The following is an 11,921-nucleotide window of genomic DNA, read 5'->3' as shown; positions in this document are numbered from 1 at the left end:
CACCCGTCGGCGGGGGGGGGCCGGCGCCGCCGCTTCTGGGGCCTGCTGGCGCCCCCCCCCACGACCCATTAACTGGCCCCAGATTTCAATCTGGGAAAAGAAGGATTATTTTATTCCAAGCATTAAACTCGTGCTGCCGCCCGCGTTGGTGGTGGGCAATACGCCGTTCCATTTGGAAACCCATTCCTGCTGGATCAGTAGTGGAGTCAATGTTTTCTGGCGCAATTGGTTGGCTTCCGCTTCGGCGCGGGCTTTTATCAATGTTGCCTTCGCCTGTCCTTCCGCGCGGGCAATGATTACTTTTGCTTCCGCTTCGGCCTGTTTTGCCATATTTTCAGCTTTCAGACGAGCCTGGATCGATGTGTTTTTTTCATCTATCATTTGTCGCAGCGATGGCGGTGGCGTGATGGCCGAAGTTAGCTGGTCATAAATAAAGCCATCCTTGCCCAGTGTCTTGGTAAGCACATTCTGAACGCGGTCCTCGAATGCTTCCCGGTTTGACATAACGCTATCCGAACTGAATGAATTGGCAACGATCCGGTATGCATCGTAGATTGTATTTTTCATAAAACCCTGCTGAATTTCACCTAACGGTCGTCTGTATTGGCGGTAAATCTGAGGCACTTTTTCAGGGTTTATGTGGTAGTTCAATTTTGGATCTACCTTGAATTCAGCCGCATCTTTCGTTGTTATTACAAAAGAATCATAATCCACGCTTTGGGTGAATGTCGGGAACTCTATGATCTTGGTAGTCCAGCTGTTGTACCAAACACGGCCCGTAACCAATGTGATGTTATCAACGCCTTTGTCGGTTCCATAAAGGTTTATGCGGATTCCGACATTTCCCGCGTCAATGTTTTCAAAAGTAAAAGGCTGAACAAAAAGCGCGATCACAGCCACAAAGAAACTTACCGAACCAATTATAATTTTTTTAGCCAGCGTCATTATATTTCAGAATTAAGTGAGCTTAAAAAACGATCAAGATCCCGGGCAAGCAAATAGACCGAGCTACCAATAATGGCCAAACCGCTTAATACAAGCACATCGGATTGTGAATTGACAAGCCGGAGTGAATAAGTGATGACGATAATGACCGCCAGGATTTTAAGTAAGTATTTCATGTGAGCGAGGTTTGTTTTAAATAAATGTAGCATGAACAAATCCGGGCACATAATATTTTTATCCAGTGGTGACTTTGGAATGTTAAACGTATCAAAAAGCCATACAAACAAAAGAGACGCACCGATCAGATGCGCCTCTCCATGTATTGAATAAAGCTTAATCTCAGAGCATAGCAGCTGCCGCCTGATCCACAAACCAGTGCAGTTGTCCCTTGGTAGGATTGATAATCTGGGAAGGATAAAGATCAAAATTGGCCTCACCTTTCAAAACATGCTTTAATGTCTCGGCCTTACCGGCTCCGGCTGCCAGAAATGCAATACAGGCTGCATTGTTTACGATTGGCGCTGTTAACGTAATTCTGAACATCTGTTGAGCGGGCAGATAAAATGCTTTAACCCAAGCATCTTGCTCATGAATCACCTCGGTGCCGGGAAACAGCGATAAGGTATGTCCATCATCGCCCATGCCTAAAAGAACAAAGTCGAAAGTCGTTTCGGAGTCTTTAAAATACTGTTTCAGAACCTTTTCATATTCAAGGGCAGCTTCTTGCGGTTCAATATCCGTGCGCATGATGTGAATGTGATCGGCATGAACCGGCACTTTATTGAGCAGCTCATCATAACACATTTTGGCATTATTGCGCGAATCTTCAAAAGGAACAGCGCGTTCATCTCCCCAGAAAAAATGTACTTTTTGCCAGTCAATCGCCTCTTTGTAAGGCGATTCGGCAAGCAAAGCATACAGTTGCTTGGGCGTGCTGCCTCCGGATAAGACAAAAGTAAAGCAGTCTTGTTTAGACAACACTTCCTTGATGTAATCACTCAGCCAGGCGGCCAAATCATGACTAAGCCGCCCCGTATCGTTTGCAATGTGAATTTCCATATGTTAAGGAGCCGGTGGAAGGTTAATCCAGGTATGACCGTCGCGTGCAAGCAGTGCGTCGGCGCCATCTGGCCCCCACGAATCGGGAGCGTAATTAGGGAAATCCTGCGGTGTTCTGCTCTCCCAGGTTTCCAGAATCGGCATGATAACTTTCCAGGCAGCATCCACCTGATCATTACGCATAAACAATGTTGCATCGCCCTCCATTACATCCAGAAGCAATGTTTCATATGCTTCCGGTGCATGCTCACCCGCCACTGCGTCGTAATCAAATGTCATATCCACAGGATCCAGCGTCATGGTCTGACCAGGACGTTTCGCCTGAAAACGAATGCTAATGTCCATATTAGGCTGAATACTGATAGTCAACCGGTTAGAACGCCAGGTTTCGGCAGCCTCCGAAGGGAAGGCGTAATGTGGAGCAGGTTTGAACTGTAATGTAATGTGCGTGGCTTTTTGATTTAAAAACTTACCCGTACGCACATAAAAAGGAACGCCCTGCCAGCGCCAGTTATCAATATAGAATTTGGCAGCAGCGAAGGTATCAATGTTGGACTGGGGATTAACTCCTTCTTCCTGACGATATCCAACCACTTTTTCACCCTTTTTCCATCCGCCGGAATACTGGCCGCGGACAGCAAAATCATGAACCTGTTCCTTAGTAATGCGGCGTATCGCATTCAAAACGTCCACTTTTTTGTTACGGATCTCATTGGCATCAAAGGAAACAGGCGGCTCCATGGCGATCATACAAAGGATTTGCAGAATATGGTTTTGCACCATATCGCGCAATGCGCCAGCATGTTCAAAATAGCCTCCTCTGCCCTCCAAGCCTACACTTTCGGCAGCTGTGATCTGAATGTGATCAATGTAGTGACGGTTCCAGAGCGGCTCAAAAAGCGCATTGGCAAAGCGCAATGCCAGAATGTTCTGAACCGTTTCTTTTCCTAAATAATGGTCGATACGGAAAATTTGCTCTTCGGCGAACATGCTTGAAAGCAGCTCATTAAGCTCATGGGCACTTTCCAGATCATGTCCGAATGGTTTTTCAACAACAATTCTTGTCGTGCCTTTTTCCGAGCATATCTTCAACGCGCCTAATTTCTGAGCAATGGAAGGAACAAGCTGAGGGGCAACGGCCAGGTAAAATATAACATTGGGATGAACGCCCCACTCCTCTTCTTTTTGTTTGACCAGATCCGTGATCAAATGGTAGGCAGCCGCATCGTCGCCATCCATTTGCAGATACGACACGTGCTCGGTAAATTCTGTCCAATGACCGTTTTGCTTTCCCTTACGGCGTGAAAACTTGGTAACACCGTCTAATAAATGCTCGTGGTATTTTTCATTGGAATAAGCACTGCGGCCAATGCCCGCTATGGCAAACTTCTCGGGCATCCAGTTATCTAAGAATAGATTGTAGAGCGCGGGAGTAAGTTTTCTGTAATTAAGGTCCCCGCTTCCTCCGAAAATAAAGACTACTGAGGCAGGTGGACGTTTAGTGGTTTGCATAAAATTTCAAATTTATTGTTGACCCCACTCTGTATGAAAAGTACCGGGGATATCGATACGTTGATAAGTATGCGCCCCAAAATAATCACGCTGGGCCTGGATCAGGTTGGTCGGCATTTTCTTGGATTTATATGCGTCAAAGTAAGCCAGTGACGACATTAACCCTCCAACCGGAATCTCTGCTTTGGCCGCAAACGCAATAAGCGAACGCGTATTATCTTCTATCGATTTAACGACTTCGGCTACCTCTTGGTTCAAGAGAATGTTGGATAATTCCGGGCTTTGCGTATATGCCTTGGTGAAGACTTCCAATAACGAGGAACGGATAATGCAGCCGCCTCTCCATACGCTCACAACTTTGGGAAGCGGAATGTCCATAGCCAGGTCTTTCGAAGCCTGAAACAACATGGCTAATCCTTGCGCATAGGCCAGTATTGTTCCAAAATACAATGCATCATGCACCTGCTGGATCAATTCATCCGAGGGAGCCGATGAGCCGTAACCATCTTTTGCATAAATTTCAGCTGCCTGGATACGCTCGTCTTTGTAACCTGACAATGTCCGCATAGCCACCGCCGTATCAATAACGGGCACAGCCACAGGCAGTTCCATAGAATCCTGCGAAGTCCATTTGCCGGTTCCTTTTGAACCCGCTTTATCAGAAATCACATCCACAAGATGTGCATCACTCTTATCATCTTTTTGCAGGAAAATATCCGCTGTGATCTCAACCAAAAACGATTGCAGATCGCCCTCATTCCAGGTTTTGAATACCTCATGAAGCTGCTCATTGGTAAGTCCGGCGTGCTTTAAAATGGCGTAAGACTCACTGATCAACTGCATAATGGCATATTCAATGCCATTGTGCACCATTTTAACGTAATGGCCAGCCCCTTCTTTTCCAAGGTAAGCAACGCAGGGAGTTCCGTCCACTTTGGCGGCAATCGCTTCAAGCATTGGCCTAACATGCTCATAGGCAGCCTGATCGCCTCCCGGCATGATGCTCGGGCCCGTACGGGCGCCCTGCTCTCCACCGGAAACACCAATGCCCATAAAATGTATTTCTTTCTCGCGCAGATATTTCACGCGCCTTAAAGTATCGGTATAATGCGAGTTTCCACCATCAATGATCACATCGCCCTTTTCCAGTAAAGGAAGCAAAGAAGCGATCACGTCGTCAACAGGCTGACCTGCCGGAACAAGCATCATTACCTTGCGCGGACGCTGCAAAAGCTGGATCATTTCTGCAAGCTCGGCCACCCCTTTTACGGTAGTTCCAGGCGTTGCAGCAGATTCCAATGCTGCGTTTTTGGCTCCGTCCTTATCGAAACCGATAACAGAGAAGCCGTGATCGGCCATGTTCAGCAACAGGTTCCTACCCATTACTCCAAGCCCGATCATTCCAAAATCGAATACGTTATTTGACATAAATTAAGCGTCTTGAATAAAGAAGATGCAATAATAAAGGAATTTACGCTATGGGATTCGCTTTGTAGCTAATTTTATCTAGTTAGCATTGCTGCATAGTTAGTATTGACCATACAGACCCTTGAACCTGTTTAATTACCAGAAATCATAGTCAATCTGCGGTGGGAAGCGTTGCTGTCCCCCAATTTGTGTTTGGTGTAGGGCCCATTTCCAGTATCAACGAGCCGCCTTTCAATAAGTCCGAGGCTTTGAACCAGAAGTTGGTCAGTGGCTTGCCATTCAGCTGCGCACTTTGTACGTAGACATTTTTTCGGGATGTATTTTTCGCTTCAATGGTAAAGTTTTCACCTCTGCCAAACTGCCCGCCCAGGACAATGACCGCTTTCTCAAACATAGGACTTCCGATTTCGTAGATCGGATCTACGCGCGTTCCACCGTCCGTTTGAAAAAGACCGAGCGTGCTCATCACAAACCACGCGCTCATCTGGCCTTGGTCTTCATCGCCCAGGTAAGCATTGGAGACTTCGTGTCCGTAGTAACGGTCCACAACCGAGCGGCTCCATTTCTGGGTCAGCCAGGGCTTTTTCACCCAGTTGAAAAGAAATGCAAAATGCATGGACTGCTGATTTCCCTGAACCACAGGATAATCCCAATATTGATCATTCGGACCGTTGTAGCGCCATTTGACGCTTTCATTAAAACCCCAGTCTAATCTTTTTACAAACTCGTTTTCTCCAATCGTTCTGGCCAGGCCTGCTACATCCTGGGGCACAAAAAAAGTGAGCTGCCAGGCATTCCCTTCCACATAATGATGGTTTGCCCCTGATTTGAAAGGATCAAAATCAGCCAGCCAGTTGCCTTTCGCATCTTTCATGCGTGCAAAGCCGGTTTTGGGGTCAATTACATTCTTCCACCATTTGCCTCTTTGGGAAAACTGCTGATAATCCTCCTTTTTATTTAATGCCTTTGCAAACTGGGAGACGCTGTAATCATCGAAACTATACTCCAAGGAGTTGGAAAACCGGCCTTCATCATAAGGCACATAATGATGTTTGAGGTAGGTCGTCAAATCCTCATTGCCGGCGCGCCCGCCTCCTACTGCCTCAGCGGTCGTAGTCTGCATTTTACGGACGGCTTCGTATGCTTTGTTGACATCGTAACCGCGGATGCCCATCTGGTATGCGCCAACGATCAGCGGAACTTCGTGCTCGGCCACCATAACCGGAATGTACTCCATGCCCGCTGGCCCTTTTGCCAGCCAACCGCTTCGATCGTACATGGCCAGCTGAGACTTCACCCATCTGTTGGACCATTCCGGTGTAACCAGGTTCCAGAACTGGTTCAAATTCCAGAAAGTATTCCAAAACGCGTCGCAGCCCAAGGCCACATCGTCTTTGTTTTCAAATTTGCTAACGACCTCATCCGCATCGCGCCAGCTGCCGTCCACGTCACTGAAAGCATTCCTGCTGGCCAGCGAGCGGTACATATTGGTATAAAACCGCTCTTTTTCGCGCTTATCATTACTGGTAATGGCCACACGTCCCAGGAGCTCATTCCAGACTGCCTCCTGATTGCTTCTTACCTTATTAAAATCCCAGCCGAACGGATCTGAAATTTCGGTTTTCAGATTGAGCGCCGCGTTTTCGACGCTTACATACGAAATTCCGGTTCTTAGCTGAACAATGTGATTTGTTTTTGTATCAAATTCCAAAAACAGTCCCGCGTTTTTGGCGCTGTCTGCCAGAAGGTTGGCTTGCTGCTTTATCTGGTCATTAAGCCAGATGCCGTGATTTTTAATTGGCTGGTCAAACTCTATAACGAAATGGACTTTATACTGCTGGTCAATGCCCCCAGACCAGACATCGGTTGATAGCTGATCACTAAATCCTTCAATGCGGTTTGCGCTGACTTTATCGACCTTGATATTTTTAAGTTTGTAACCATATTCGGTGGGAATCTGCAAGTCGACCATAATGCGGCCGGTTTCACTATTGTGATAAGTGTATTTCTGAAAGGATGCGCGTGTTGTAGCCGTCAGTTCTGCTGTAATGTTGTTGTCTGTCAGATTTACCTTGTAGTAACCCAAAGGCGCCTTTTCCGAGCGCTTATCCATGCGCGATCGGTAACCTTCGTCGGGCTTATTTTGATCGCCCATCTTGATTTGCAATGGTCCTGCGGTGGGGAAAATGCCCAGGCCCGTCATTGTCCATTCATGAATGTGACTGAATGTGCCTATGGATTCAAATGTCGGATCATATCCTGCCTGCCAGCCATTATTCTGGTTATCGGGACTCAGCTTCACCATGCTAAAAGGCATCCATGGACCGGGCGCAATCATCCACCGCGAATGTCCGGCGCCCAGCATCGTGTTGACATAACCGGCAGGTGTTTTGAACTTTTGCTTATCGCGCTGGACTTTGCCCGAACTGATCAGCTGCTTATCGGTATAGACCTCGAATGTAGCCGATGCAGGCCGGGTGACGGCAGGCATAGGCGCTTCCAGCATATAGCGATCTTTTTCGATTTTCTGATTCAAAATCGACTTTCCGTCGAGCTTGACTTCAATGACCGGCTCGCCGCTAAGCTGGGTAATGTCAACTAGCAGAGGCTGAACCTGCTTTCCGTTAACGTTTAGCTCATAATCAGCTGCGCTGACGTTTCTGAGCAGCGCTTTACCCGGAGCTGCAAGCAAGGCTTGGGCGGGGCCATCCAGCCTGAGCTGATCAAATGCAAGCCAGCCGCCTTGCAGGGTTGTCATGACAATTTCATTGACTCCGGCTTTGATCAGCTCGGAAGGGATCTCGATTTTGACCAGCTGTTCTTTTGAATGTGTGGTTATGTTATCTGGATCCTTCGAGCCGGATCCCTTCGCCAGCTGAAATCCCCAGGATTGGCCATTGATGAGCACTTTGAAAAAAGGCGCAGAGAGCGAATCTGTTTCCAGAACATCTATCAACAACTCCCATTTGCCAGAAGCAGGTTTATTTTTAATGTCAAATAATACGGTCAGAAAGTGCGAGCGGATCCCGGAAGTTCCTCCTGTTCCACCCCAACCATTAACAGGTCCGGGCAAAACGTAAGGCCAGTCTTTCTGAGCGTCGGAGTGTCCTACCAGGAAAAAATTATCTTCATAACCAAAATCCTTTTCCAGAAAACGCTTAAACTGGTCGGGCGCCACGGCCAGGCCGCCAGGCGAATTATCAGCCTCCCCTATTTTCCAGATCGTTTTTTGCTGGCCGTAAGTCTGGTGAAGACCAAAAAGCATCAGCAAAGACAATAGCTTTATAAAAGAACGGATTCCGGTCAGTTTGAACATCGCGATTTTTGATTTTATTAATTGACAAACACCTCATCGACAAACACCCACGCCTTGTTGCCTTTACCGGAATGCCATGCCGGAAGTTTAGGCAAATGTTTAGCTATCACCTTAATGCAGCTGAGTTGCTGCTGCTCAAATGGCGCTTCATACAGAATCGTTTCCACCCCAGGAATATCTTTGACCGGCATTTGCGGCGTGATGACTTTGAGTAATTTAAGCGAGTTTTCATCGGCGCCTCCCCACACCTCTATACGCGTAGGCGGAAAAATAGAGCCGTTCAAATTTCGGAGCATGCTAAGGGTAACGCGCCTGGCCTGGACAGGCTTTTTGAAATACAGATAACCCTGAAAATCCTCATTGTAGCCCAGCCACTTTCCACTGTTTTGCTCATCTTCACTTTTCACACCGTCTATGAGTGTCGCCCCAGCTTTGCCTGCATAGCGCTGATCGGCTGGCTTGACCAATCTTACGCTGTCTATTTTCATACTGGCTTTGAAGAAACGTCTGCTGACGGGCTTGCTGCCATACCAGCCGTCTTTGTAGGCTCTGGCTTTTAAAAGCTTATTTTCAGATAGCTGAATGGGTTTTTTATAGACCAGCGACTGGGTGCTGTCGGGCTCAGAGCCGTCTAATGTATAGCGAATGGTGGTCTGAGGAATCTGGTGTTTGAGAGAGACCAACCCATCAGCTGCAAGGATCTGGCTTTCGTTGACAATGGTAGGCGGCGAGAGCGGAAGAATAACGGTATCGCTTCTAAAACCTGTTTCAAATGCTATTTTCTGACCTTTTCTTAATGATGCAAGCTCATCGGTAGTCAGGCCGGTGCTCCATATGAAGACCTTTTTCAAAGAAGGAAAAGTTTCCAGCGACTTTACGTGCTCCATTTTGACGGCTGTTCCGCTCAGTGAAAGCTCTCTGAGCTTTTCGAGTTTTTTTAGCTCACCCAGCGTAGCCCCGGTAATGTCTGTGAAGTTCAGGATCAGCTTGCGCAGCTCGGTAAACTGTGTAAGAGATTTAAGATCAGCATCTTTCAATGGCATTTTACTTAAATCCATAGAAACAATCTGGTTCTTTAAGGGCGTCAGGCCTGCTATCTCTTCACTTGTAAAATTAGCGCTGTTGTAAAAATTGACATACAATGCAGGGGATTCGGCAGAAAGCGACTTGATGAGCCTGTAAGTGGAATTCAGTTTTTTTACCTCATCTGCATCTGCTGCACTGAAATCGTACTGCTCCTCGGTGCGGTCGCCCCCTAATGTATTCTGGGCATAAGCATAGATGGGATCCTGGCCTGATAATGTGCTGACCTTCTGATCAAAACGAGAACCAGCCTTCACCCAGGCCGCCAGCAAAACCACCTCTTCTTCGGTAAGCTGAACTTTCCCGCGTGGCGGCATGTGTTTTTTGTCGTCCAATGGCAAATGCAGCCTGCTGATCAGTAAACCCAGGTCAGCTTTGGTCGTATCCCATAGCGCGCCGCTTTTCCCTCCTTTTACAAGCAGCGCCTGCGTTTGCATTTGCAAATTGCCTTTTGATTTTTCTTGATTGTGACAGGAAATGCATTTCTGCTCCAAAACGGGCTTTACCAGGTGCTCATACACCTCTGCCTGCTCCAATGCAACTTTGGGACGCTCCTCAGCCGAAGGGCCAAGCGGCGAGATCAGAAAATCCTCCCCGTGCGTTAAGTTTCCTCCCAGGTGTCCTCCTACAAATAGTACCAGCAAAAAGATGCCCGCAACTAGCTTTGATAGCAGCTTCCAGGGCATCAGATACTGCCGTAGTCCGTACCAGCCGATGCTCATCAGCGAAATGGCAACGCCCAGCCATTTGTGCCACTGCAATGTATCCGACTCGTATCCATCCTCGCGCGAGAGCACAAAGCCCGAAAATGCTGCAACCGCCGCTGTAAATGCACCAATAGCCAGCAGGGTATCGGCAATCTCGGCATTCCAGCGCGTAGAGTCCGGCCTTTCGATGGCTACGACCCAAATGCTGTACAAAATCAGCACCACCAGCGGAAAGTGCAGCACCAAGGGGTGCATCCTTCCCACGGCTTGCATCCAAAACGGAACCGCAAAGCGGCTTTCGAAAATCAAGAGAAAAACGAGTAACCCATTCAGAAAAAGGGCTGCGTTGAAAATCAACCCTTTCCAATCTGATACAAATCGGCGCATTGTAAGCTTTTATTTACGCAATAATACCTTTTACCAGTTTGCCTGCCACATCCGTCAGGCGGTAACGGCGTCCCTGGTGTTTATAAACCAGTTTTTCATGATCCAGACCCAGCTGGTTGAGTATCGTAGCGTGAAAATCGTGCACATGCACCGGGTCTTTGGCAATGTTGTAGCCAAATTCATCCGTTTCGCCGTAAACGATGCCAGGTTTTACGCCCCCGCCTGCCATCCACACGGTGAATGCCCTCGGGTGGTGGTCGCGCCCGTAATTGTCTTTGGTCAGTGTTCCCTGGCAATAGTTGGTCCGGCCAAATTCCCCTCCCCAGATCACCAGCGTTTCATCCAGCAGCCCGCGTTGTTTTAAGTCCGTCACCAGCGCTGCCGAGGCCTGGTCCACATCCATGCACTGGCCTTTGATTTCATTCGGCAGCCCGCCATGGCTATCCCAGCCCTGATGATAGAGCTGCACAAAGCGTACGCCCTGCTCGGAGAGTTTTCTGGCCAGAAGACAATTGGCCGCATAAGTGCCCGGCACGAGACATTCGGGGCCGTACATTTTGACAATGGACTCGGGCTCCTTGCTCATATCAGTGATTTGCGGAACGGCTGTCTGCATCCGGAAAGCCATTTCATACTGCTGGACTTTGGCCGTAATTTCAGGATCACCGAACTCATTATACGTTCCCTGGTTGAGCTCAGAGAGCTTATCGAGCATCTTACGGCGCTGGGTCCTGTCCATGCCCTCAGGATCATTTAAATACAAAACCGGATTTTCACCACTGCTGAACTGCACGCCCTGGTGCACTGAATCCAGAAAGCCATTCGTCCACAACTTGGAATAAACGCCCTGGCCATTTCCTTTACCACGGGAAAGCAGCACGCAAAAACCCGGAAGATTCTGATTTTCACTGCCCAGCCCGTAACTCAGCCAGGAGCCGAAGCTTGGCCGGTTACCTACCTGGGCGCCCGTCTGAAAAAACGTCAGGGCCGGATCGTGGTTAATGGCCTCGGTATTTAATGTTTTAATGATGCAAAGATCATCTACTATGCCAGACATATGCGGCAGCAGCTCGCTCATCCAGGCACCTGATTTTCCGTATTGTTTAAAATTAAAAACGGAGCCTGCCAGCGGAAATTTCGCCTGATTGGCCGTCATCCCCGTTAAGCGCTGCGTACCGCGTATGGATTCGGGCAGGTCCTGCCCGTGCATTTTATTGAGCATGGGTTTGTAATCAAACAAGTCCAGCTGCGAAGGCGCCCCGTTCTGAAAGAGATAAATCACGCGTTTGGCTTTTGGCGCAAAATGCGGCAGGCCTGCCATGATCGCATCCGAATTAACTTCCCCGCCGCTTCCCTTAAACAGGTCAGGAATCAGCAGCGAGCCCAAAGCAGCGCCTCCAAGGCCCAAACTCATTTTGGACAAAAAGTGTCTTCGTGTGGTATTGAGTCCGTAATCAAAAACTTGTTTTTCCATGATTTGAAGC

General features: G+C 48.2%; 8 protein-coding genes. All 8 read right to left on the bottom strand.

The annotated features are described in order from the left end of the window. Positions 1-105: 105 nt before the first annotated feature. The 8 genes from L0660_RS12535 to L0660_RS12500 all read right to left on the bottom strand — a co-directional run bounded on the left by L0660_RS12535 (position 106) and on the right by L0660_RS12500 (position 11,911). Complete coding sequence (locus tag L0660_RS12535; protein WP_235159780.1) at positions 106-945, bottom strand: SPFH domain-containing protein; 840 nt, start codon at positions 943-945, stop codon at positions 106-108. After that, positions 945-1,121 carry a hypothetical protein gene (locus tag L0660_RS12530; protein WP_169720064.1) on the bottom strand — a complete coding sequence of 59 codons (177 nt, stop codon included), beginning with the start codon at positions 1,119-1,121 and terminating at the stop codon, positions 945-947. The genes L0660_RS12535 and L0660_RS12530 overlap by 1 nt, the downstream gene beginning before the upstream one ends. Before the next feature lie 163 nt (positions 1,122-1,284). Next, a complete protein-coding gene (gene pgl / locus L0660_RS12525) occupies positions 1,285-2,004 on the bottom strand; it encodes a 6-phosphogluconolactonase (RefSeq protein WP_235159779.1) in 720 nt (239 codons plus the stop codon). A gap of 3 nt (positions 2,005-2,007) precedes the next feature. Then, positions 2,008-3,516: a glucose-6-phosphate dehydrogenase gene (gene zwf / locus L0660_RS12520; RefSeq protein ID WP_233796772.1), complete on the bottom strand. Its 1,509-nt coding sequence runs from the start codon at positions 3,514-3,516 to the stop codon at positions 2,008-2,010. A gap of 12 nt (positions 3,517-3,528) precedes the next feature. Continuing rightward, positions 3,529-4,944, bottom strand: a complete 1,416-nt coding sequence (gene gndA, locus L0660_RS12515; RefSeq protein ID WP_235159778.1) for an NADP-dependent phosphogluconate dehydrogenase — start codon at positions 4,942-4,944, stop codon at positions 3,529-3,531. 151 nt (positions 4,945-5,095) lie between these two features. Further along, the gene (locus L0660_RS12510) at positions 5,096-8,260 is read right to left on the bottom strand and encodes a GH92 family glycosyl hydrolase (protein WP_235159777.1); all 3,165 of its coding nucleotides are present in this window, start codon (positions 8,258-8,260) and stop codon (positions 5,096-5,098) included. 17 nt (positions 8,261-8,277) lie between these two features. Continuing rightward, the gene (locus tag L0660_RS12505) at positions 8,278-10,437 is read right to left on the bottom strand and encodes an FN3 associated domain-containing protein (RefSeq protein WP_235159776.1); all 2,160 of its coding nucleotides are present in this window, start codon (positions 10,435-10,437) and stop codon (positions 8,278-8,280) included. A gap of 13 nt (positions 10,438-10,450) precedes the next feature. Next, the gene (locus L0660_RS12500) at positions 10,451-11,911 is read right to left on the bottom strand and encodes a DUF1501 domain-containing protein (RefSeq protein WP_026632232.1); all 1,461 of its coding nucleotides are present in this window, start codon (positions 11,909-11,911) and stop codon (positions 10,451-10,453) included. Positions 11,912-11,921 lie beyond the last annotated feature (10 nt).

The organism is Dyadobacter sp. CY351 (genome assembly GCF_021502625.1).
Classification (GTDB): Bacteria; Bacteroidota; Bacteroidia; order Cytophagales; family Spirosomataceae; genus Dyadobacter; species Dyadobacter chenhuakuii.
The sequence above is the reverse complement of the archived record's forward strand: the minus strand, read 5'-3'. Positions and strand labels throughout refer to the sequence as shown.

Excerpts from the sequence above, each read along its gene's own strand:
- L0660_RS12500 (WP_026632232.1), bottom strand. The coding sequence starts at position 11,911 with ATGGAAAAACAAGTTTTTGATTACGGACTCAATACCACACGAAGACAC.
- L0660_RS12510 (WP_235159777.1), bottom strand. The coding sequence starts at position 8,260 with ATGTTCAAACTGACCGGAATCCGTTCTTTTATAAAGCTATTGTCTTTG.
- L0660_RS12535 (WP_235159780.1), bottom strand. The coding sequence starts at position 945 with ATGACGCTGGCTAAAAAAATTATAATTGGTTCGGTAAGTTTCTTTGTG.
- L0660_RS12505 (WP_235159776.1), bottom strand. The coding sequence starts at position 10,437 with ATGCGCCGATTTGTATCAGATTGGAAAGGGTTGATTTTCAACGCAGCC.
- zwf (WP_233796772.1), bottom strand. The coding sequence starts at position 3,516 with ATGCAAACCACTAAACGTCCACCTGCCTCAGTAGTCTTTATTTTCGGA.
- L0660_RS12530 (WP_169720064.1), bottom strand. The coding sequence starts at position 1,121 with ATGAAATACTTACTTAAAATCCTGGCGGTCATTATCGTCATCACTTAT.
- pgl (WP_235159779.1), bottom strand. The coding sequence starts at position 2,004 with ATGGAAATTCACATTGCAAACGATACGGGGCGGCTTAGTCATGATTTG.
- gndA (WP_235159778.1), bottom strand. The coding sequence starts at position 4,944 with ATGTCAAATAACGTATTCGATTTTGGAATGATCGGGCTTGGAGTAATG.